Origin of the sequence: Wolbachia endosymbiont (group A) of Gymnosoma rotundatum (assembly GCF_947250765.1) — a bacterium.
Classification (GTDB): domain Bacteria; phylum Pseudomonadota; class Alphaproteobacteria; order Rickettsiales; family Anaplasmataceae; genus Wolbachia; species Wolbachia pipientis.
Window position 1 is genome coordinate 57912 of the sequence record NZ_OX366347.1, and the last position, 22145, is coordinate 80056.

At 34.8% G+C, this 22145-nt stretch carries 19 protein-coding genes and 2 pseudogenes; 16 read left to right on the top strand and 5 right to left on the bottom strand.

Annotation, left to right across the window (positions count from 1 at the left end):
- Nucleotides 1-416: 416 nt before the first annotated feature.
- Nucleotides 417-1082 carry a tRNA (guanosine(46)-N7)-methyltransferase TrmB gene (gene trmB, locus OOK97_RS00270; RefSeq protein WP_012673367.1) on the bottom strand — a complete coding sequence of 222 codons (666 nt, stop codon included), beginning with the start codon at nt 1080-1082 and terminating at the stop codon, nt 417-419.
- Between the two features lie 139 nt (nt 1083-1221).
- Here trmB and OOK97_RS00275 point away from each other — a divergent pair, with 139 nt between their 5' ends.
- The 3 genes from OOK97_RS00275 to OOK97_RS00285 all read left to right on the top strand — a co-directional run bounded on the left by OOK97_RS00275 (nt 1222) and on the right by OOK97_RS00285 (nt 3581).
- Entirely contained in the window at nt 1222-2874 is a 1653-nt protein-coding gene (locus tag OOK97_RS00275) for a 30S ribosomal protein S1 (protein WP_012673366.1), read from the top strand.
- Between the two features lie 29 nt (nt 2875-2903).
- Nucleotides 2904-3182, top strand: a complete 279-nt coding sequence (locus OOK97_RS00280) for an HU family DNA-binding protein (RefSeq protein WP_010963035.1) — start codon at nt 2904-2906, stop codon at nt 3180-3182.
- 72 nt (nt 3183-3254) lie between these two features.
- Nucleotides 3255-3581 (top strand): cell division protein ZapA, encoded by a 327-nt coding sequence (locus OOK97_RS00285; RefSeq protein ID WP_010082086.1) that lies wholly within the window; start codon nt 3255-3257, stop codon nt 3579-3581.
- On the opposite strand, the gene OOK97_RS00290 is transcribed toward OOK97_RS00285, so the two are convergent.
- Entirely contained in the window at nt 3556-3834 is a 279-nt protein-coding gene (locus OOK97_RS00290) for an FAD assembly factor SdhE (RefSeq protein WP_006279484.1), read from the bottom strand. The two genes, OOK97_RS00285 and OOK97_RS00290, sit on opposite strands and share 26 nt — an antisense overlap.
- A gap of 99 nt (nt 3835-3933) precedes the next feature.
- On the opposite strand from OOK97_RS00290, the gene rseP reads away from it, so the two are divergent.
- From rseP to surE, 9 genes are all read left to right on the top strand, one after another.
- Nucleotides 3934-5052, top strand: a complete 1119-nt coding sequence (gene rseP, locus OOK97_RS00295) for an RIP metalloprotease RseP (protein WP_264705340.1) — start codon at nt 3934-3936, stop codon at nt 5050-5052.
- A gap of 8 nt (nt 5053-5060) precedes the next feature.
- Nucleotides 5061-7397, top strand: coding sequence for an outer membrane protein assembly factor BamA (gene bamA, locus OOK97_RS00300; protein WP_264705341.1), 2337 nt, complete (start codon nt 5061-5063; stop codon nt 7395-7397).
- Complete coding sequence (locus OOK97_RS00305; protein ID WP_077188197.1) at nt 7398-7949, top strand: OmpH family outer membrane protein; 552 nt, start codon at nt 7398-7400, stop codon at nt 7947-7949.
- 4 nt (nt 7950-7953) lie between these two features.
- Nucleotides 7954-8385: a 3-hydroxyacyl-ACP dehydratase FabZ gene (fabZ, locus tag OOK97_RS00310; protein WP_065094742.1), complete on the top strand. Its 432-nt coding sequence runs from the start codon at nt 7954-7956 to the stop codon at nt 8383-8385.
- Nucleotides 8386-8430: 45 nt separating this feature from the next.
- The gene (locus OOK97_RS00315) at nt 8431-11313 is read left to right on the top strand and encodes an FAD-dependent oxidoreductase (protein WP_264705342.1); all 2883 of its coding nucleotides are present in this window, start codon (nt 8431-8433) and stop codon (nt 11311-11313) included.
- Nucleotides 11314-11616: 303 nt separating this feature from the next.
- On the top strand, nt 11617-13176 hold the full coding sequence (locus OOK97_RS00320; RefSeq protein WP_264705343.1) for a proton-conducting transporter transmembrane domain-containing protein: 1560 nt from the start codon (nt 11617-11619) through the stop codon (nt 13174-13176).
- Complete coding sequence (gene ffh / locus OOK97_RS00325) at nt 13161-14504, top strand: signal recognition particle protein (protein WP_095742798.1); 1344 nt, start codon at nt 13161-13163, stop codon at nt 14502-14504. The genes OOK97_RS00320 and ffh overlap by 16 nt, the downstream gene beginning before the upstream one ends.
- Nucleotides 14505-14855: 351 nt before the next feature.
- Nucleotides 14856-15017 carry a hypothetical protein gene (locus OOK97_RS00330; RefSeq protein WP_264705344.1) on the top strand — a complete coding sequence of 54 codons (162 nt, stop codon included), beginning with the start codon at nt 14856-14858 and terminating at the stop codon, nt 15015-15017.
- 1308 nt (nt 15018-16325) lie between these two features.
- Nucleotides 16326-17078: a 5'/3'-nucleotidase SurE gene (surE, locus tag OOK97_RS00335; RefSeq protein WP_264705345.1), complete on the top strand. Its 753-nt coding sequence runs from the start codon at nt 16326-16328 to the stop codon at nt 17076-17078.
- Between the two features lie 24 nt (nt 17079-17102).
- Here the strand turns inward: surE and hisS are convergent, their stop codons facing one another.
- Together hisS and OOK97_RS00345 are read right to left on the bottom strand one after the other, a co-directional pair.
- Nucleotides 17103-18326: a histidine--tRNA ligase gene (gene hisS / locus OOK97_RS00340; protein WP_264705346.1), complete on the bottom strand. Its 1224-nt coding sequence runs from the start codon at nt 18324-18326 to the stop codon at nt 17103-17105.
- Nucleotides 18323-18895, bottom strand: a complete 573-nt coding sequence (locus tag OOK97_RS00345) for a NifU family protein (protein WP_264705686.1) — start codon at nt 18893-18895, stop codon at nt 18323-18325. The genes hisS and OOK97_RS00345 overlap by 4 nt, the downstream gene beginning before the upstream one ends.
- Nucleotides 18896-19064: 169 nt before the next feature.
- Here OOK97_RS00345 and OOK97_RS00350 point away from each other — a divergent pair, with 169 nt between their 5' ends.
- The 3 genes from OOK97_RS00350 (at nt 19065) to OOK97_RS00360 (ending at nt 21735) form a co-directional block, all read left to right on the top strand.
- Nucleotides 19065-19316, top strand: a complete 252-nt coding sequence (locus OOK97_RS00350) for a J domain-containing protein (RefSeq protein WP_264705347.1) — start codon at nt 19065-19067, stop codon at nt 19314-19316.
- A 104-nt stretch (nt 19317-19420) separates the two neighbouring features.
- On the top strand, nt 19421-20650 hold the full coding sequence (locus OOK97_RS00355; RefSeq protein ID WP_264705348.1) for a cytochrome b: 1230 nt from the start codon (nt 19421-19423) through the stop codon (nt 20648-20650).
- A 326-nt stretch (nt 20651-20976) separates the two neighbouring features.
- On the top strand, nt 20977-21735 hold the full coding sequence (locus tag OOK97_RS00360; protein WP_010963022.1) for a cytochrome c1: 759 nt from the start codon (nt 20977-20979) through the stop codon (nt 21733-21735).
- Nucleotides 21736-21873: 138 nt separating this feature from the next.
- Here OOK97_RS00360 and OOK97_RS07540 read toward each other — a convergent pair.
- Nucleotides 21874-21972, bottom strand: a pseudogene (locus OOK97_RS07540) (IS5 family transposase); the annotation flags it as partial.
- A gap of 47 nt (nt 21973-22019) precedes the next feature.
- Here OOK97_RS07540 and OOK97_RS00370 point away from each other — a divergent pair.
- Nucleotides 22020-22142, top strand: a pseudogene (locus OOK97_RS00370) (IS630 transposase-related protein); the annotation flags it as partial.
- Nucleotides 22143-22145 lie beyond the last annotated feature (3 nt).

Here is a 22145-nt window from a genome sequence, read left to right on the forward strand (position 1 = left end):
TATAGATTTAGGTTTATCGACAATTTGAAAAACCTTCATTCCAGCATCCTTCCCTGTCATCCAAGTAGCCCTTCGTTGTCATCCCAGTGTCAAAAACTGGGATAACAGCTAACCTGACAACCGTCATCCCGCTACTTGTTAGCGGCTAAGAGATACCGTGACGGTATGACGGTTCGCGGTGGCATGACGATAAGCCTCATCATCCCGCTACGTGTTAGCGCCGCGGCGGTATGACGATTCGCAGCGGCATGACGAGAAAGGGGCTACTTGGATGATACCTTTTTTCTACTTAGTTTGGGTTATGCAAGAAGTCTATTCCTTCATAAGGAGAAGTAGTTAAAGGAATTTACTCTATTTCTCCCTCTTTTTTTATTATTTTTAATCTATAGTTAACGTAAAAGAGATATGCAAAAACTCTATTGATCCATAGTCTGCAAATTATTAATAACACTTACTTTAAAGAACCTCACTTTACGCTGATCTTTGAGCGCTCTTCTGTGGTATTTTGTAAGAGTATAACTTGTGAAATCGTCTTCCCTATAGATTAAAGAGTTACACTGCTTTATATGTGATGCTATCCACTCTGCATAGTCCTGATGATCGGTTGCAATGAATATTTCCCCTGTTATAAGTATTTTTTTTGCTAATAAATTTAAAAATTCCGTATTAATTAATCGTCTTTTATTGTGACTTCTTTTTGGCCATGGATCTGGAAAGAGAATAAAGAATCTTTCAACACTGTTATCAGGAAAATTTGCAATCAATTCTCTTGCATCTTCTGTCCACATTAAAATATTTTTTATGTTCTGTATTTCTATGTTTGTCAGCAAGCGAGAAACCCCCTTTAAGTAGGGCTCACATCCTATAAATAATAGATCAGGTTCATTGAGCACCTGGTAAAGCATATTTTCACCGTTGCCAAAGCCTATTTCTACCCATATTCTTTTTTGTGAATTTACAATTTTCTCTATAGATTCCTTGCTGTTTTGAATAGAATATTTTTCCAATATTTCATCAACATCAGGTTTTAGCCTGGACCTTCTGGAGAACGATCTAATCCACTTGCTATTCTTAAATAGCATATTCTTGATACATATATAATTTTCTCACTATATTTTATATAGCTTAAACAATTCTCGAAATGAGTTAATGAAAAATTACTTGTCAATAATTGTTAATATTATATAATATATGAGTTCTAATAAAGTTTAAGTTAAAGGTATGAATAATAATAATCCAGTCGTAAATCTACCGGTTACTATCAGAAAGCTATCATCAAACAAATTTATAGAAGAGATATGTCAAGGCCAATTTGAGGATCAAGATAATACCTTGTTTGAAGATTCTTTTGTTAACAAAATTAAAGAAGGAGATGTGGTAGAAGGTGTAATTACAAGAATAAACCCTAACGACGTTGTGGTTGATATTGGTTTAAAATCTGACGGGAGAATTCTGATCAAGGAACTCGGTTGTAATGATGAGGTCATTATTGGCTCGAAAATCAGAGTTTATGTGGAAAGAATTGAAGATTATCATGGTAATGTTGTTCTTAGTCGTGAAAAAGCAATTAGGGACGAAAAATGGAATAAGTTGGAAGAAGATACAGTTACAAGGGCTGAAGTAAGCGGAGTTATTAAACGCTCAATTAAATGTGGCTTTATTGTTGATCTTGGTGACGGAATAAGCGCTTTTTTACCGCTGAGTCATGTGGATTTGAAGCAAGTAAAAGATGCGAAGCACCTTATTGAAACTGAACAAAAGTTCATCGTGCTTAAAATGGATAAGAAGCAGGGCAATATTGTAGTATCAAGAAAGCTGGTGTTAGAAAAATTGCACGCTGGTGAAAAAATTAAATTTTTAGAATCTTTAAATGAAGGCGATATAATAGAAGGGAAAATAAAAAGTATCACTCATTACGGTGTATTTGTCGGTATTCATGAATCAGATGTAGTGGGAGTTATAGATGGATTGTTACATATTACAGATATCTCTTGGAGTAGGGTAAGTCATCCGTCTGCAGTTTTTACTTGTGGTCAGACTATAAAAGTTAAAATTATAAAAATAGACAAGGAAAATGCTAAAATTTCCTTGGGTGTGAAGCAGCTAGAAGATAGCCCTTGGCAAGATGCAGAGTCAAAATATCCAGTTGATAGTGTGCATAAGGGTTATGTAACAAGCATAGAAGATTATGGATTATTTGTTGAGCTTAGACCTGGAATTGAAGGTTTAGTGCACTCGTCAGAAATAACTTGGGTTAAGAGTAATTTACCAGTTAGTAGTCTCGTAACAAGGGGACAAGAAGTATATGTAAAAATTCTCAGTATTGACATTGCTAAGAGTAGGATGAGTTTAAGCATGAAAAGGTGTGTAGACAACCCTTGGCAAGTATTTATCAATAAATATCCTCCTGGTTCTATTGTTTCTGGTGAAGTGAAGAATAATACCGGCTCATATGTATCTGTTGCTTTCGGTGATTCTGAAATAGATGAGAACGTAGAAGGGACAATATATGTGAAAGATTTTAGTTGGTCTAAAAATGGTTCAGATGAGATAAAGAAGTATAATGTAGGTGATAAAATAGAAGCAAAAGTAATAAGGGCTAACGTGAATCGGGCAAGAATTTATCTTGGAATAAAACAAATAGAGTATGATCCTCTTGAAGAACTGATAAAGAAAGTTAAGGTAGGTGATAAAATACAGGTTATTGTAGGTAAGAGAGAAGATAATGGACTAGTCGTTGAAGTTGAGAACGATGTAACCCTTCTAATAGATCAAGAGCATTTACCAGAGAATAAAAAATTCTCTATATCAGAAAAAATAGAAGTTGAAGTATTGGGTGTTGAAGAATATAACATAGCATTATCTGCTAAGTGATAAGGTTTACTTATTTTGGCTTCATATAAATGGCAACAAAGTCTGATATAATAGCGAGGGTAGCAAAAAGACATCCTTTTTTAGATAAGATTGTTATAGCAGCTATAGTTGATAGATTTTTTGGGATACTTTCAAGCACATTGAAACATCATAATAGAGTTGAAATTAGGGGGTTTGGTTCTTTTTCAGTTAGAAGTTATAACCTGAAAGAAACAAGCCATTTAATGTTACAGAAGTTTACAAAGAATCAATACTTTAAAACATATTTTCGTAGCAGTAAAAAATTATCTGATTTGATAAATGAATAAAAATTTATACCATAAATAAGATGAAAGTAGGGGTTTGAGTTTATACTGTACGATAGAAATTTTTAGCACCATATGCAAGTAGTAGAAATAGTTATACGTAATAACACATATAAAATATCTTGCGAAAGTGGGAAGGGGAATCATTTATTACGCCTTGCTAATAGTTTTGACAAGTTAGTTAGTTCTGTATCTCAAAAAACTGGAGGTAAGGGTTCGGATGCATTAAATTTCTTACTTGCAGCACTAATTCTTGAGGATAAAATTTTAGAATTAACAAAGCGATTAGATGAAGTAAATCAAGAGCGCGAAAAGTATAGAAACGAGAAAAGAATAGAATATACTGAGGTACTAGATAAGGTAAATAAGATTATCACTAATCTTGAGTGCATAAAGGATTAGCTTCAATAAAGCAAGCAATTAAATTGACTATCTGACTATTCAAGCCAGGAGGGAGGTTTGTCTTACGAGTTATGTAACAATATAATTCGTAATCATCAAGATCAACTATTTTTTCGTATTCGATTAGTTCGCTTAAGGAAAATTTATCAAGATATTTCAATGCGAAATGCCCTAAAAGTATATCGGTTTCTTTGCAACCCCTATGCCAGCTTCTATATATTAATTTTCTTCTGAGTAGTGAGGTATCTGTCATTACAATTAAACTTTTTTTAATTTAAAAGTTAAACTAAATACTTGTCAAGCGAGGCGCATTTTAATATACTTAACATTTTGTTAAGATCTAAATATACAGGTGGAATTAATTTCTAATCTTATCCATCAATTTAGCGATGGAATATATTATTTTTTATCATTTTCTTTAATAATTTCTGTCATAGTATTCGTGCATGAATATGGGCATTATGTTGTTGCCAAAGCATGCAAAGTTAAAGTTGAATCTTTTTCCATAGGTTTTGGTCCTGAAATTTTTGGTTTTAACGATAAGTCTGGAACTAGATGGAAATTAAGCGTTGTTCCATTGGGTGGTTATGTTAAAATGCTAGGAGATACTAATGCAGCGAGTGTCCCAGCTGATCAACAAGAATTAACGGAAGAAGAAAAATTGTATTCATTTCATACAAAACCGCGTCATAAAAAAGCAGCAGTAGTTTTTGCAGGGCCTTTTGCAAACATGGTATTTGCTGTTATAGCTTTTACAATATTTTTTAGCATAGCAGGTTATTATCGCACTCCACCGGTGATTGAAAATGTAATCGAAGGTAGTGCAGCTAAGCAAGCTGGTTTGTTGCCAGGTGACACTATTACACAAATCAATGAGCATAAAATAAAATACTTTGAAGATATTTCACGTGTGATAATGTCGAATCCTAAAACAAGAATGGAGATTGAGTATAGCAGAAATAATGAGAAGCACAGGACCAGTTTAACTCCATTAATAATCAAGGACAAAGACGTTTTTGGCAACACAATAGAAAGAGAAACTATGGGGATTATTTCAGTCAATACATTAAAGCAGTCGTCTTTTCTTGGGGCTGTGAGCTTATCAGTAAGTGAAACTTACCACACTATGTGCTTAACGATCAAAGCTCTCTTTCACATTATTGTTGGTAAAAGGAGTATCAATGAAATAGGTGGACCAATAAAAATCGCAAAATATTCAGGACAATCAGCTAAAAAGGGATTTATTATGGTTCTATATTTTATGGCAATCATTTCAGCTAATTTAGCTGCAATTAACTTGCTGCCAATACCACTGCTAGATGGTGGGCATTTATTTCATTATATCATAGAAGCGGTTATACGTAGGGATTTAAGCTTGAAATGTCAAAAATATGCAGCTATTTTTGGTGCTTTAGTGTTGTTTTTGCTTATGGCAACTGGAATGTCAAATGATATTAGGGATCTTTTTTGAAATAAAATATGAAAAAGCTATTTTATATACTGGTAGTGGTTTTTATTTCTTTTCCTGCCCTGCTTGTTGCTTTAGGAACTGCGGAAAAAGTGCAGGTGAAAGATGTCAAATGTATTGGTAATGAGAGGGTAAGCAACCAGACAATAGGGTTCTATATAAAACTAAAATCTGGTGATTATATAAACGACGATGATATAGACTCAATTATAAAAGATCTATATAAAACAAAGTTATTTGCTAGTGTTAATGCTTACATAGATGATAAAAAAAATTTGGTAATAAAAATTCAAGAAAATCCACTAATTAACAAGATAATATTAAAAGGTAATAAGTTATTTAATAGCAAAGAGTTACTAAATAATGTGATTCAGTCAAAATCGCTAACTATTTTAACTGAAACAAAATTGCAAAACGATTTAGTGAATTTAGTCACTACTTATAGAAATAACGGTAAGATTGGTGTTAAAATTGAATATGACCTGAATAAGCTTGATGGCAATAGGGTCAATCTAATTTTTAAAATAAAAGAAGGCAAAACCTCTAAAATTAAGGATATAAGATTTATAGGCAATAAAAACTTTTCTGAAAATGAGCTAGAGCAAGTTATCAAAAGACATAGTAATGACATATTTAGTAAGTTATTTAGAGCTATTTTTAAAGGCGGAAATCATTATTCACCGCAATATCTATTGATTAACACAGAATTGCTCGATCATTTTTATTCATCTAAAGGATATATTCAAAATAATATTCAACCAATTGTTGAGGTTGATAATAACAATCAAACAGAGTTAACTTTTTTGATTGACGAAGGACAGCAGTATTTATTTGGAAATAATGAGGTTAATATTGAAACTGAAATTCAGGATTTGAGCCTAAAAGAAGAAATATTGGATTTTATAACAGAGGAAAACGATAAGATATTTAATAGAGTTAAAATTAATAATACAGTAGAAAAAATAAACAAATATTTAAATGAGAAAGGATATATATTTGCAAAAGTTAATCCAGAGTATGCACAACGTGACAATGTTGTAGATGTAACCTACAGAGTGCTGCCGGGTAAAAAGATTTATATAAATCAAATTACAATTGATGGTAACGATCGCACTTTAGATAAAGTGATCAGAAGTAAGCTAAGTGTAGCAGAAGGTGATGCGTACAATATATCTGAGATTCAAAAGTCACGTAAAAAACTAATGAGTAGTGATTTTTTTGAAACAGTGAAAGTAAATAGTTATGCAGTTAATGATAATGCAGTAAATCTTGACTTAAGTGTTAAAGAAAAAAACACTACTTCGTTGTATTTGGGAGGAGGTGTGTCTCTTCCTGGTGGAGCATTGATTAAAATTGACCTCAAAGACCGTAATTTATTTGGTACTGGAAAAGAGCTCTCTTTTGCTCTTGAAAAAAGTCAATACGTATTTTCTACTGATTTAGAGTTTGTTGAAAATAATTTTAACGATTCTGATACGTCACTAGGCATGGGTGTATTTTATGAAAAACAAGATAAACCAAACACTACTTTTGATAGTTGCGATATGGGATTTTTTACAAAGTTATCATATAAAGTCACAGAGAACTTAACTAATTCCCTTCGCTATTCTTATAAGTATAATCATATACACATGGATAATAAGGGTGGACAAGACACCGATATCTCTGAAATAATACTGGACCGAAAAGGTAAACATCAGATTTCATCAGTGGGATACACGTTGGCATATAATAAACTGGATAATCTATATGCTCCAAAAGAAGGGTATTTACTGCGCTTAAGTCAGGATATTTCAGGATTGGGAGGAAACGTGAATTTCCTAAAATCTGAATTCTTATCTTTTTATACGCACCCTATATTAAGCAAAATTGACGATGATATAACGCTACGCTTTAAGATGGCGGCAGGTCATATTTTTTCTTATACTGATGAAAATCTAAACATTGGCCAGCACTTTTTTAAAGGGGGTAATGAGATTAGAGGGTTTGACCTTTCCGGTATTGGACCAAGAGCAGAAGACAAAAATAAAAGCTCATTAGGAGGCAAAACTTATTTTAATCTAACACAGCAAGTGGATTTTCCTCTACCAAAACTATATGACTATGCTGGTATCAAAGGCTCACTATTTGTTGACTATGCAACACTTTTTGGCTTAGATGATAAAAATAAGAAGTATGAAGGGAAATACTACGATAGCAAGCTTGTGAGAGTGTCACCAGGTTTTGGCTTTTCAATGCTTTCTCCTTTTGGTAGACTTAGATTGGATTTCGGGTTTCCTTTAGTAAAGGAATCTTATGATATAATACCATCACCAAATGTTAAATTTTCTATTGAAGCGGGGATTTGAATGAAATATATACAGTTATTTATATCAGTTATTGCCTTAATTATTTCCTTATTTGTGGGGTATAAGTTTGTAGGATATCAACCTCAGAACACAAAAGCTGCAATTATCGATAGTGACAAAGTCATCAATGAATCTCTTGCTCTGCAAAATATACAACAACAAATAAAGGAGCAGAATTCTAGATTACAACAAGAATTTGAAAGTGAGTTAGAAAAACTTAAGCCATCAAAAGAAGAATTTGAACTTTTGTCAGAAGAAGCAAAAAAAGAAAAGACAGAACAGTTTAATAAGCACACTGTAAATACTAGAGATAATTACGCTAAAAAAATGTTACATTTAGAAGAAAGCTATAGAGACGCAGTAGAGAGTGTTTTTAACAAGATAAAAGAAGTCGCTAAAAAAACGGCAGAAAAAAACAACATAGATTTGGTACTATTTATTTCAAAAAAGAACCAAGTTTTATACTCCATGGATGAAGTTGATTTATCAGATGTGGTATTAAACAATATAAACAAGAAAATACCTGAATTTGCTTTGAAAGGCATTGAGTAGGCTTATGCAATTTAATATCAGTGATATTATAAAAATATTACCACATTCTTATCCGTTTCTCTTAGTAGATAGAGTTATAGAGTGTGATCCTGGTAAAAGTATAAAAGCAATCAAAAATGTGACTTTCAATGAGCCATTTTTTATTGGCCACTTCCCTGGTCATCCAATAATGCCAGGAGTCTTGATAATTGAATCTCTAGCTCAGGCATCTGCTATATGTGTTCTAGGTAAAGAAACAATAGAAAATAAAGTTGTTTACTTGAGATCCATTGAAAATGCAAAATTCAGAAAGCTAGTTACTCCAGGGGACACATTGATTCTTCAAGCTAACATTCAAAGTGTGTGTTTAGGTGTACACAAATTTAGGTGTATTGCATCTGTTAGCGAAGAAAAAGTTGCAGAAGCAACAATCTCAGCAGTATTGCAAAATAAATAAAATCTTCATCTGTAAGAAACAGCATGTACACTGTATAGTATAGCAATGAAGCTGAATTTCAACATCTCATTTTCTAATCTATATACTCGCAATGGATTAATAAAATTAGATGAGACATTTTTGAATTATATCAAATCATGTGATGAGAGCTTGTTTTGTTCATTAATTGAAGCAAGAGAAAAAGCAGCTTCTTCTTCAATGTCATCCCAGTGTCACCTCCCATCATCCCAGTGTCACCCCCCGTCATCCCAGTGCTTGACACTGGGATCTAGAAAACAAGAAGGACGGTCAGCTACTTGGATGACAGATAGTCAGTTAATAGTAGACCTCTCATATTTACTTGATGAATTTATTGCAAAACTTTTCAATGTTGAAAAAGAAATAGAGGAGCTAAAGAAAAAGCACAACGACTTTGCTGTAATATATAAGTGCAAAAGATTATTTGTCCAACGCTATGCATTGAAGAAATACACTAATGTGGCGAATATAGATATTACTAACAAACTAAGTCATTTTCTCACTTTGCCAACAACAGAAAAAAATTTTGCTGAGCAGGTGATGCATTGGTTTGAAGATAAAGAAAATCACAAAGAAGAAATAGAACTTGCAGCACAATATGCAGTGTGGAGAGTAAAAAATAAACAGAGTATATTATTCAGTATTCATAAAAAAATCGACCACGAAAACCTCATACCATTTTCTAAAAAAGAAGTGGACAAAGTTGAAGTGCTGTATTCAAATGAAGTAAAAAGACGATACGGTTTTGATCTAACAAGCAAAAAGGTGAGTTTGAATAAAGCACTAGATAATGCTCACTACTGCATATTTTGTCATAAGCAAAGTAAGGACAGCTGCTCAAAGGGGCTAATTAATAACGACAATACTTTTAAACAATCTCCACTAAAAGTTGAACTGCACGGCTGCCCACTAGAGCAGAAAATATCAGAAATGAATCTGGTGAAAAGCGAAGGGTACAGCATAGCAAGTCTTGCAATTGTGATGATAGATAACCCGTTATGTGCAGCTACTGGACACAGAATATGCAATGACTGCATGAATTCGTGCATATATCAAAAACAAGAACCCGTAAATGTGCCAGCAATTGAAACAAGGATTCTGGATGATGTGCTCAGTTTACCGTACGGATTTGAAATATATTCTCTGCTCAGCCGTTGGAATCCTTTAAATTTTCAGCGTTCATTGCCAAGAGAAAACACCGGAAAAAACGTTCTAGTTGTAGGCCTTGGTCCTGCTGGTTTTAATTTAGCTCATCATTTGTTGAACGATGGGCATAACGTTATCACCATTGATGGACTAAAGATTGAACCTTTGATCGATAATTTCCAGCTAATTAAAGATTTCAAACACGAAAAATTGAGTGAACGCACGGCAGGAGGGTTTGGTGGGGTGGCAGAATATGGTATTACTTCTCGGTGGGATAAGAATTACTTAAAGATTATTAGATTACTGCTGGAAAGACGTGAGCATTTCGCACTTTATGGAGGCATTCGTTTTGGTGGCACGATTAATGTTGATGACGCGTTCAACTCGGGTTTTGATCACATCGCCCTAGCACTTGGCTCTGGTAAGCCACGAATGATCAAAATAAAAAACATACTAGCTCGTGGAGTACGCATGGCATCTGATTTTCTGATGTCGTTACAACTGACTGGCGCTCTTAAATTTGATTCTATAGCAAATCTGCAAGTTCGTATGCCGATAGTTGTCATAGGGGCGGGGCTTACTGCGATTGACACTGCCACTGAAGCTTTAGCGTATTATCCAATTCAAGTAGAAAAATTTCTTCTTCGTTATGAGATATTAGTTGATAAGTATGGAAAGGACTGTGTTGAAAAAGATTGGACAGAAGAAGAGCGCGAAATTGCGAATGAGTTTATATCGCACGCACAATTGATCCGAGAAAAGCAAAAGTTAGCAAAAAAAGAGAATAGAGAAATAAAAATATTAGAGTTAATGCAGAGCCTCGGGGGAGTGCAAGTTATATATAGAAAAGAGCTAAAAGATTCACCAAGTTATCGATTAAATAGCGAAGAGGTGCAAAACGCATTATCAGAAGGGATTTACTTTATTGAAAACTTAGAGCCAGTTGAAGTTGTGACGGATAAATATAACCATGCTGAATTAATAAAACTGATAGACACAAAATCCGGCGAAATCAAACGTATAAAAGCACGTTCTATTTTTATAGCAGCAGGTACTGAGCCAAATACAGTTATTGCAACAGAAGATAAAAAGCATTTTAAATTAAGTAATGGGTATTTTACTCATTTGAATTCATCAGGAAAAGAAATAGACCCAATATTTTCTCCTAAAATGCCAAATAAAGATAGAATATTAGTGTATAAGCAAGGCAATAAAACAATCAGCTTTTTTGGTGATCTTCACCCTTCGTATAGTGGCAGCGTCGTGAAAGCTATGGCAAGTGCTAAGAACGGCTACCCTATTATTTCTCAGCTTTTGAGTGGAGTTAATAGCTTCGTTTCTGTCATTCCAGTGTGTGATGTTGTGGGCCAGAAAAAAAATGCGTGGTCAAGTGTTGAAGACCTGGCTAATAAAGAATTATTTAATAGAATCAAAGAGCAATTCACTGCAAAGGTTATAAAAGTTCAATATTTAACAGACAAAGTTGTGGAAATAGTGATCAAAGCACCACTTGCGGCAAAGAATTTTAAGCCTGGGCAATTCTTTAGATTGCAAAATTTTGAAACCAATGGCAGAAAAGCCAATAATACAAACCTTGCTATGGAAGGTATAGCCGTAACCGGCACTGAAGTAGACAAAAAAAAAGGAATTATTTCCACTATTGTACTGGAAATCGGCGGCTCCACTAATTTATGCAGACACTTAAGAGAAGGCGAGCAAATAATTCTTATGGGCCCAACTGGCAGACCTACTGAGGTTTACTAAGTCTCAATATTAAAGTGATGCCAAATTTTATTTCAAAAAGTAAATAATTTACTAACGCTCGTGCACAAATTAAAAATAAATTATGCACGAGTGTAGCGTTATGAATTAGGAGTGCTATATTAAAGCTTACCTCACTATTAAAGCTATCGGTCAGATTAGATTAAAAACCTAATCTGACCGGTTTCTCTATAACCCTCTAAACTCTGATATAATTATATGATAATTAGTTTAATTAGTGGTTAATATGCAAATTGATTTTATTCATATATTGAGATAGCATAAACCATATTGGTTTTAATTATTGTGCAACTTTATAAATCGTCACTGTTACTTCTACTGACTGTATTAATAGTTATAGTCCTAAAATTACCTGAAAATTTGAGCATTGCAGTAAATTGGTCTCTCCCAATTCTAGATTTTGATTTATCTTTTCGTACCATACTAATATCTTTTTTATCAGTTGCATTTTTAGCTGTTCTACCAGCACAAAATTTGACTTTTTCAGAGATGCTATCTTTTGCTGCTTACACTATTAGTTCACTTTATGCAGTTTTATCTGAACATATGATATTGGTTATAATATTCTGTGAATTAATGACCATCAGTGCATTTTTTATTATCGCAGCTAGCTGTAGAGATAGTGGACCTGCAATAAGGTACGCTTGTGTACACTTTTTCGTTGGAGTTATATTAATAGCAGGATTGGCACTTCAAAGCACTAACCTGATAATTTTGGGTTTATTGATAAACTGCGCTTGTTTTCCTTTTTCATTTTGGGTTGTTGATGCATATCCTGCTGCATCGCTACATGGCACCACATATCTCTCTTTATTTACCACTAAAGTCTCTTTTTTAGTGATGCTTTTACACACTTATAACCTATGGCAAGATTGTACTGAAATATTAGCGCTTGTAGGCGCCATCACTGCAATTTACAGCATTATATTTGCTTCTCTTGAGCAAAATATTCGCAGATTTTTATGCTATAACGTTGTAGGACAAATGGGCTTGCTGATTATTGCAGGAAGTTTGCTCAGTCCTTCGGAAAAAGCAATACCAATTTTGATACTGCATATAATCTTCTCTCTTGTTTATCAATCATTATTGTTTGTGGTCAGTAATTCGATTATTTCACAAACAAAAACAATTAGTTTTAATGGAGTGGATAAACTGATGTCAGTGGAAGGCATGTGTGCTATAATCGCAATACTTACAATGGCTGCATTTCCTGGAACCGTTGGATTTATCAGTAAATCATATATCACAGCTGAAATTGAAATGAACACTGTTGCCTTAAAAGGGTATAAAAATTTATATAAGCTTCTAAATTTGCTGCTTCATTTAAGCGTGGGGCTAAAGTTTCTTTATTACTTATTTATTGCAAAAAGTAAGTCAAAACCTTTAGCAGAGAGAGGAGGCAAAATGACTATGATTATTTTAGCATTTATATGCGTAATCGCTGGCAATCCTTACTTACCTATTTACAATAAGCCTTCAATTTTTAATCTTGCGTACAACACAAAAAATATTTGGTCGCAATTTAATTTATTACTATGTACTACTTTATTGTTTATTCCTTTACGCAAGTTATTTTACCCGAGAGTAAATTTTAAAATGGATGTTGATTGGATTTTTAGAGCTTTCATACCCTATATTATCTTGCTGTTCAATCAGTTAGTCTCTAAAACTAGAGAAATGTTTGCCAGCGTAGTGCAAAACTTGACTAATCCACTTGTTGGTTTATACTTTAATAATATTACTAAACTTAAAGAAGTGCTGAGTTATAACTCAGTGAGTTTTGTTTCAGCTTCTTCTCTCTTTTTAATGAGTATTCTACTAATGCTATTATGTTTAAATCGTTAACTGAAAGTTTAAATTCTGTATTTAGTAAACTGAGAGGAAAGTCAATCATTTCTGAAGATGATTTTAATCTTGCCATGCGTGAAATACGCATAGCCTTAATTGAAGCTGACGTTTCACTTGAAGTTGCAAAAAAATTCATCAACGACATTAAAGATAAAGTGATTGGGGAAAAAGTCATAAAAAGTGTTTCTCCAGCACAAATGATAATTAAAATTGTACAGGATAATTTAGTTGCAGTTCTCGGATCAGAGAAAAGTGACTTAAATCTAGCAGTTAAACCCCCTGCTGTGATTATGATGGTGGGCTTACAAGGTGCAGGTAAAACAACTACCTCAGGAAAGCTTGCTTTAAAACTAAAAAAGCAAAAGAAAAAAGTGATGCTTGCCTCTTTAGACATTTATAGGCCTGCTGCCCAGAAACAACTTGAAGTGCTAGGTAAACAAATAGATGTGCAAACTTTACCTGTAGTAATAGATGAGAAGCCCATTACAATTACAAAAAGGGCAATAGCAATAGCAAAGAACGATAATTATGATGTATTAATACTAGACACTGCAGGCAGGCTTCATATTGACAATAATATGATGAATGAGTTGAAAGCCGTAAAGGAAATAGCTTCACCTGCAGAAGTTATTTTAGTAGCCGACGCAATGATAGGCCAGGATGCGGTCAACATTGCCAAATCATTCAATGAGGTAATAGGTGTAACCGGCATTATTCTCACCCGTGTTGATGGTGATGCACGTGGTGGTGCTGCTCTTTCTATGAAAATGATCGCCGATTGTCCAATTAAATTTATTGCTTGTGGTGAAAAATTAAGTGACCTCGATGATTTTTATCCCGATAGAATTGCAAAAAGGATACTTAGCATGGGTGATGTTGTATCATTGGTTGAAAAAGCTGCTGAGATTGTTGGTCAGGAAGAAATTGATAAGTTACAAAAGAAAGTGAAAAAAGGTAAATTCGACCTAAACGACCTAGTGGGAATGTTAAAAACTCTGAGTAAAATGGATGGCATTAGCAACATAATGAAATTCATTCCTAGTTCATTTACAAAAAAGCTAAGTAGCAGTGTGCCAGATGACAATAAAGTGAAAAAATATATAGCCATCATAAACTCAATGACTGAAAAAGAAAGGCAAAATCCAGATATTTTAAATGGCAAAAGAAGACTTAGAATTTCTAAGGGGTCCGGAACAACTGTAACTGACATTAATCTTCTAATTAAGCAGTATAATCAAATGAGCTCTATGGTAAATAAGTTCAGTAAAGTTGACCATAGTAAACTCAAAGAATCTGATTTGATGGATATGCTAAGCAGAAAGTAAGTCAGCAGGTAGTGAAATGAGACAAATCATCAGTAAACCTTTAGCTATATCAAAAGCGGCTTAGGTCTCGCAAAAAAATTTACAGCTTCTTGCTAGCCAAGAAATTTATTATTAATTTTAAGAAATACTATAGCTGACCCAAGCAACACGTCATACCGCCACGGTATCTCTAGATCCCGCTAACACGTAGCGGGATGACGAGGCTTACCTTATCGGATTGTTTCAACACGTCATACCGCGATTCATTCGCGGTATCTCAGCCGCTAACAAGCAGCGGGATGACGAGTTACTATACCGCTGCGAACCGTCATACCGCCGCGGTATCTCTAGATCCCGCTAACACGTAGCGGGATGACGAGGCTTACCTTATCGGATTGTTTCAACACGTCATACCGCGATTCATTCGCGGTATCTCAGCCGCTAACAAGAGATCCCGCTAACAAGCAGCGGGATGACGAGTTACTATACCGCTGCGAACCGTCATACCGCCGCGGTATCTCTAGATCCCGCTAACACGTAGCGGGATGACGAGGCTTACCTTATCGGATTGTTTCAACACGTCATACCGCGATTCATTCGCGGTATCTCAGCCGCTAACAAGAGATCCCGCTAACAAGCAGCGGGATGACGAGTTATAGCCTTTCTTATAATAGTCCGAATGCGATAAGATATGTGTTTATGGCTATAGCAGGCCAGTAGCATATTACGGTCTGTTCGGATTATTGTAAAAAAAGCTATACTATACCGCTGCGAACCGTCATACTGCCGTGGTATCTCTAGATCCCGCTAACACGTAGTGGGATGACGATTGTCAGGGTAGCTGTCATCCCAGTAGCCTCTTTCTCTTGTCATCCTAGTGCCCTGACTACTTGGATCCAGGAAAAAGAATGGTGTCATGAAAGTAGCTGACACTGGTCTCCATCCAAAAGGGTGTCATCCGAGTAGCTTGACTACTTGGATCCAGGAAACTTAATTGCAAGTAATGCATTGGGTTTGGTGAGTATGGGTTTTGCGTTATAGAATGAAGCACTTTTTGTGAATTTGTAAAGAAAACTGGATCCAAGTAGTCAGGGCACTGGGATGACATCATCCTTTTTTTTGGATTCCAGACTGGAATGACAGCAGTCCTACGTCATACCGCGATTCATTCGCGGTATCTCTAGATCCCGCTAACAAGCAGCGGGATGACGGTTGTCGTTTAGCTATAAATATTTAAGAAATTTACTAAACAGAAAAAAAGGCAAAAGAAGCCCCGTAGTTGGCTAATTACTTACATTATACTTTCAAGTATGGCGTTTTTTTATTCTAAACGCTTAATAACCGCGACTCAGCTGCTTTTAAATGCAACTAACCTTAGCTATAAATGTTTAAGAAATTTACTAAACAGAAAAAAAGGCAAAAGAAACCCTAGGGTAGCTAGTTATTCACTATCCATTTTTTAAGTTGGCGTTTTTTTATGTTTTAAACGCTTTATAAGCGCGTTTCAGCTTATGTAGGTAGAAGTTTGATAAAGACATAAGGTGCACATAGTGCAAAAAATTAAACATGAGACGCCAGATACGTGAGTTTTTTTGTCATTTAATCTGTACAGAGAAGATAAATAAATAGCTTCAGTGTTTATGATAAGGGGGCTGGCGGAGTTTGTCAAGCAAGTTTTTTCGTTTCTATTGTAATGACAGTTATGGCCTGTGCAAGAAATCTATTGATTTACAGCAGGTTCTTTGTTACAGTTCACAGTTATGCAAAGAAACTTAAAGCCTCATGAGTTTATTTACAGCCAGTGGTTTACATAATTTGGAACTGTATAGCTGAGTATTGTATATGATAATATTGATAACAAACGATGATGGCTTTGGAAGTGAAGGAATAAAATTACTCAAAGAGATTGCACGGAATTTTGCGCCAGAAATATGGATAGTGGCACCAGATACTGATAGAAGCGGAGCTGCAAGATCTCTTGATTATCCAGTGAAACAATCTATTGGAATAAAACAACATAGTGAAAGGGAATTTAGTGTGTCTGGTACTCCTGCAGATTGTGTCATTATTGCGCTAAATAAAGTTATGAATAAAAAACCAGACTTAATATTGTCCGGAGTAAATATTGGATCAAATGTCGGGGACGATATTTGTTATTCAGGAACAATTGGTGCTGTAATGGAAGGTGCTGCAAGGTCTATACCTTCTATTGCGCTAAGCCAAGTTTATCATGATAAAATAGACTGGCACAATACAAAGGTTTTTGCACCAAAGGTTATTGCCAAGCTAGTTAAGGTTGGTTGGCCTAAAAACATAGTGATGAGTGTAAATTTTCCTGCTACGGAAAAAGTAAAAGGAGTAGAATTTGCTGAACAAGGTGAATATAGCATTGATGGGGATTTAACTTTTACTGAAAATTCGAATGGCTCTTTTAGCTTAAATTGGTCTCGAGAACACTCAGGCAGTGGTAGTGTAAATAAAATAAAAGAAGGATTTATTACTATTACACCGGTAAAATTAGATTTTACAGATTATGATACATTGAATGCTATGAAAAATTCTTACGCAGACGAATTTTCTTCTATAGCTGACTGAAAAAAACATTTGCATTGCTCCTAACTAGATGTTTTCTATTATGTTATCGTGAGCGATTATTTTTTCTTCACCTGTATCCATATTTTTTACTTTAACAGTATTGTTGTTTAACTCATCATTCCCAAAGATCAATGCAATTTTAGCATTTGCTTGACTTGCTTTCTTCATGCGATTTTTAACTGTCCCACTGTGTTCGTAACTTACATATAAACTATTTCTGCGCAATTCATTCGCAAGTGTTAGAGCATATTCTTCAGCCTCTCTGCTGATTGGAATTAGGTAAATAGGTCTCTCTTCTTTCGGAGAATAATTGATTAACTCCATTATGCGTTCAATGCCTCCTGCAAATCCTATTGCTGGAGTGTGTTTTCCACCTACTGAAGATACTAAATTATCGTATCTTCCACCGGCAAAAACTGCCCCTTGTGCACCTAAATCCTCTGTAACAAACTCAAACACTGTGTGGCAATAATAATCCAAACCTCGAACTAGTTTATTGTTTACGGTATAAGGTATATCAAGAATTGTTAATCCATTTAGTATTTGTTCAAAGAAATCTGAGGACTCTTTCGTATAATAATTGCTGATTTTAGGCGCATCAGAAATTATTGATTTATCTTTCTCATCCTTGGAATCCAGTATTCTGAGTGGATTTTTGATCAACCTATTTTTGCTATCTTCTGATAGATCATTTTGATACTTTGTAAAGTATAAGATCAAAGCTTCCCTATATTTAGTGATTGTTTCACCATCACCTAAAGAGTTGATTTCCAGCTTTACATTTTTATTGATGCCAAATTCAGTTAGTAAGTGCTGAGCGAGTGATATCAATTCAATATCAGCTTTTGTATCTTCTATACCAAAAACCTCAAAATTTATCTGATGAAATTGCCTCTGTCTTCCCTTTTGCGGTCTTTCGTAACGAAATGCAGGCCCTGTTGAAAATAATTTTATCGGCGTTTGCAGTTTTTTTTCAATGAGTAGCCTGACAACTGCTGCAGTGAACTCAGGACGTAAAGTTATGCTCTTTCCCCCTTTATCATTAAAGGTGTACATCTCTTTAGTGATGATGTCTGAGCTATCACCTAAAGTCTTTGTGAAAACTTCCGTATATTCAAATATCGGAGTTTGAGCAGGCAAAAAGCCGTATAGACTTGAGATTCTATTTGCTGTTTGCTGAATGTATTTAAACTTATACCACTCATCAAATAGAAGGTCTTTCGTTCCTCTAACTGTTTGATTAGTCATAGTGTGGTCTCTATACCTGCAACCTCTGGTATGTGGTAGCTCAGCATATTCTGCACTCCTTGCTTTAAAGTAATTGCAGCACTTGGGCATCCAGAGCAAGCTCCTTGTAATTCAACATAAACTATCCCGTCTTTATAGCCACGAAATTTGATATCGCCACCATCTTGAGCAACTGCAGGTTTGATATAACTTTCCATCAATTCTTTTATTCTATTTACAATTTCTATATCACTTTCATCAAAAAATTCCTCATTTGGTATGTTATTATCATTCACTCCTTCTTTATCTAGCGCTTTTCCACCTGAAGTAAAGTGATCCATAATTGTAGTTAAAATTTCCACTTTTAATATATCCCAATTAATTCCACCCAATTTTGTTACTGAAATAAAATCATGACCAAAAAACACTCTTACCACATGTTCTATTTGAAAAAGATTTGCTGCTAACTTGGAGTTTTTTGTTTCGTCTGCATTTGAAAAATCAGCCGTTTCTCCTTCGTTTAGAATTGCAAATCCAGGGAGAAATTTCAGTGTGTTTGGATTTGGTGTTTCTTCAATCTGGATGAACATGTTATTTACCATGACAATTATAATTGTTACTATTTAATCATAAAATGATAAAAAAATATACATGTCATTCATCTTTTTCCTTTTTTTGATATTCATAGTAGTTACATTTGTCTTGCCTAGCGTTGTTGTATTTTTTCTTTTCCTGACAAAAAAAAATAACATAAGTTTCATGATGAACTCTATATTGAGTAAGTTTTTGAACGAATTTAATAGCAGTAGAAGTTGTACTGAAAATTACACTGGTGATAACATGTCCAAAGATGAAGCATTAAAGATACTAGGGCTGAATCCTGAGGCAAGTCAAAATGAAATCAATAAAGCATATCAAAATTTAATGAAGTTAGTTCACCCAGATAAGGGAGGCTCGGAATATTTTGCACAAAAGTTAAATGCAGCACGTGATAAGTTGCTGAAGAGGTGATTAATATTGCTTTAAAGTTTTTATTTGTGTGTAAAGGATAAGTTGCTACAATAAAAAAATAAGATAAAAGTAGCAATGGACATGTGTTCAGAAAGGTTTAAGTTATGCAGGAAGATAACAAGAAAGAAACAATAAAAGAAGAAAAAGGCATATTAGGATGGATAGAATATAGATTGCCTATATTTTCTTTTCTAAAACACACCGCTTCTTATCAAGTGCCAAAAAACTTAAATTATGCTTGGAACTTTGGCTCTTTGGCTGGTATAGCGCTAATTTTACAAATAATAACAGGTATATTTCTTGCTATGCACTACACTCCGCATGTTGATTATGCGTTTAATAGTGTAGAGCGCATAATGCGGGATGTGAATTACGGGTGGTTAATACGCTACACTCACGCTGTTGGAGCATCGCTCTTCTTTATGGTAGTCTATGTTCATATAATGCGTGGGTTATATTACGGATCTTATAAAAGACCGAGAGAGATGGTGTGGTTTATTGGAATATTTATATTTTTTGCAATGATGGCAACTGCCTTTATGGGATATGTATTGCCTTGGGGACAAATGAGTTTCTGGGGTGCAACAGTTATAACCAACTTATTTTCTGCTATACCTTTAATTGGCAATAAAATAGTTATATGGTTATGGGGTGGTTTTTCAGTGGATAACCCAACACTTAACCGTTTTTTCGCTCTGCATTATCTTCTGCCTTTTGTTATTATTGCTTTAGCTATGCTTCATGTGACAGCTCTGCATAGGTTTGGCTCTGGTAACCCAAGTGGAGTGGAGGTAAAATCAGATAAGGATACCATCCCTCTCTATCCTTATTATATAGTCAAGGATTGCATAACTTTTGGTCTGTTTTTTGTAGTTTTGTTCGCATTTGTTTTCTATGCTCCCAATTATCTTGGGCATCCAGACAATTATATAGAAGCTGATTCTATGGTCACTCCGGTACATATAGTGCCAGAGTGGTATTTTTTACCTTTTTATGCAATGCTACGTTCAATTCCAGATAAACTTACTGGTGTGCTTACCATGTTTGCGTCTATTTTAGTGTGGTTTTTGTTACCTTGGCTTGATAAATCAAAAGTTAAAAGTGGTGCTTATCGCCCGGTGTTTAAGAAATTTTTTTGGGTTTTTGCAATAAATTTTGTACTTCTTGCCTGGCTTGGAGGACAAGAGGTAAAAGAGCCTTACATCACTATGAGTAGGCTATCTACTCTTTATTACTTTGCATACTTTGTGATAGTTTTACCACTGCTTAGTAAGTATGAAAAGCCAAAAGAACCACCAAAAACCTTAAGTGATTCTGTGCCGGAGATGAGGTGATGTCAATTCAAAGCAGATCTCTTACAAAATTCTCTGTCATCCCAGTGCTTGACACTGGGATCCAGAAAAAAAATAAATGGATTCCAGCATCATGTACACAATTGTATGAACGTTGTATACAACACACAGTGTCATTCCACTATCTTCCGTTGTCATCCCAGTGCTTGACACTGGGATCCAGGTATAAAAATACTTACAAATCATGCAATGGACAACAGATTCTAGGAGTGCATGATAACCATAATGTCAGTGATGAAATAAGCTGGATTCCAGTGTCAGCTACTTGCATGACATCAATTCGAAATTTACTAAAACAGTGGTTATGCATGGGATCTAATGTATTTGCAATCTTCTGCATGTTATTTCTATCTAGTCTTATATCTGCAGAAGAATTTAAATCATCACCAAATAAGAAAATAGACTGGAAATTTGATGGAATTGTCGGATCTTTCGATAGAGAGTCAATTCAGCGTGGCTATAAAGTGTATAAAGAAGTCTGTGCTGCTTGTCATTCAATGAATAGGGTAGCATTTCGTAATTTGCAAGATGTCGGTTTTTCTGAAGAAGATGTAAAACAAATAGCAGCTTCTTATCAAGTTAAAGATGGTCCGAATGATTTGGGTGAAATGTTTGACAGACCTGGAGTACCTTCGGATTATTTTATTGCGCCTTTTGATACAAAAGAAGCAGCTGCAGCAAGCAACAATGGTGCAGTCCCACCAGACTTATCATTAATTATTAAAGCAAGACATGATGGTGCAAATTATGTCTATTCATTGTTAACAGGCTATCAAAACGGCGAACACGATGAAAATGATTTATATTTTAATTCGTATTTTCCAACAGGCAGATTAGCTATGGCGCCACCACTTTCTGAAGGAATGGTGGAATATGATGGTGCAAGGCAAGCCACAGTTGAAAATATGGCGTATGATGTGATAAATTTTTTACAATGGGCAGCAGAGCCAGAATTAGAGCGCCGGCATAAACTTGGATTAAAAGTAGTGGCGTATTTTATAATTTTAACAGTGTTTTTTGTATTAACTAACAACAAAGTTTGGAGCAAGCTCTATAAAAAGAAGTGATAGTCAATTTTGCCTCAAGCACAATGGTTGTCATCCAAGTAGCTAACACTGGTTCCTTTATGACGGTGTCATCCGAGTAGCTGACACTGGGATGGCTTTGTCGCATCGTACCTTATACGGTAATAATTTACGATAAATTCATGTAGCCATTTCGAATTTAGCCATACCAATGTCAGTAAATTTATTAAGCAAACAGCACTTAATGAGCAGTTCTTTTTCACGATTTATAGCTCTTTTCATAGAAGTCCGGATGTGATAAGGATAGATAATGATAAGGAGGTTGAATGCCAGCAGCATATAGTTATGATTTAAGAAAAAAAGCAATGGAGGCGCTAGACGAAGGAGAAAGCAGAGAAGCAGTGGCAGCAAGATTTAAGATTGGACGAACTACTTTATGGGAGTGGCAGCAC

Excerpts from the sequence above, each read along its gene's own strand:
- fabZ (WP_065094742.1), top strand. The coding sequence starts at position 7,954 with ATGCAATTTAATATCAGTGATATTATAAAAATATTACCACATTCTTAT.
- OOK97_RS00360 (WP_010963022.1), top strand. The coding sequence starts at position 20,977 with ATGGGATCTAATGTATTTGCAATCTTCTGCATGTTATTTCTATCTAGT.
- OOK97_RS00345 (WP_264705686.1), bottom strand. The coding sequence starts at position 18,895 with ATGTTCATCCAGATTGAAGAAACACCAAATCCAAACACACTGAAATTT.
- ffh (WP_095742798.1), top strand. The coding sequence starts at position 13,161 with ATGTTTAAATCGTTAACTGAAAGTTTAAATTCTGTATTTAGTAAACTG.
- OOK97_RS00330 (WP_264705344.1), top strand. The coding sequence starts at position 14,856 with ATGACGAGGCTTACCTTATCGGATTGTTTCAACACGTCATACCGCGAT.
- surE (WP_264705345.1), top strand. The coding sequence starts at position 16,326 with ATGATAATATTGATAACAAACGATGATGGCTTTGGAAGTGAAGGAATA.
- OOK97_RS00315 (WP_264705342.1), top strand. The coding sequence starts at position 8,431 with ATGAAGCTGAATTTCAACATCTCATTTTCTAATCTATATACTCGCAAT.
- OOK97_RS00290 (WP_006279484.1), bottom strand. The coding sequence starts at position 3,834 with ATGACAGATACCTCACTACTCAGAAGAAAATTAATATATAGAAGCTGG.
- trmB (WP_012673367.1), bottom strand. The coding sequence starts at position 1,082 with ATGCTATTTAAGAATAGCAAGTGGATTAGATCGTTCTCCAGAAGGTCC.
- bamA (WP_264705341.1), top strand. The coding sequence starts at position 5,061 with ATGAAAAAGCTATTTTATATACTGGTAGTGGTTTTTATTTCTTTTCCT.
- hisS (WP_264705346.1), bottom strand. The coding sequence starts at position 18,326 with ATGACTAATCAAACAGTTAGAGGAACGAAAGACCTTCTATTTGATGAG.
- OOK97_RS00350 (WP_264705347.1), top strand. The coding sequence starts at position 19,065 with ATGATGAACTCTATATTGAGTAAGTTTTTGAACGAATTTAATAGCAGT.
- OOK97_RS00285 (WP_010082086.1), top strand. The coding sequence starts at position 3,255 with ATGCAAGTAGTAGAAATAGTTATACGTAATAACACATATAAAATATCT.
- OOK97_RS00280 (WP_010963035.1), top strand. The coding sequence starts at position 2,904 with ATGGCAACAAAGTCTGATATAATAGCGAGGGTAGCAAAAAGACATCCT.
- OOK97_RS00305 (WP_077188197.1), top strand. The coding sequence starts at position 7,398 with ATGAAATATATACAGTTATTTATATCAGTTATTGCCTTAATTATTTCC.
- OOK97_RS00275 (WP_012673366.1), top strand. The coding sequence starts at position 1,222 with ATGAATAATAATAATCCAGTCGTAAATCTACCGGTTACTATCAGAAAG.
- OOK97_RS00355 (WP_264705348.1), top strand. The coding sequence starts at position 19,421 with ATGCAGGAAGATAACAAGAAAGAAACAATAAAAGAAGAAAAAGGCATA.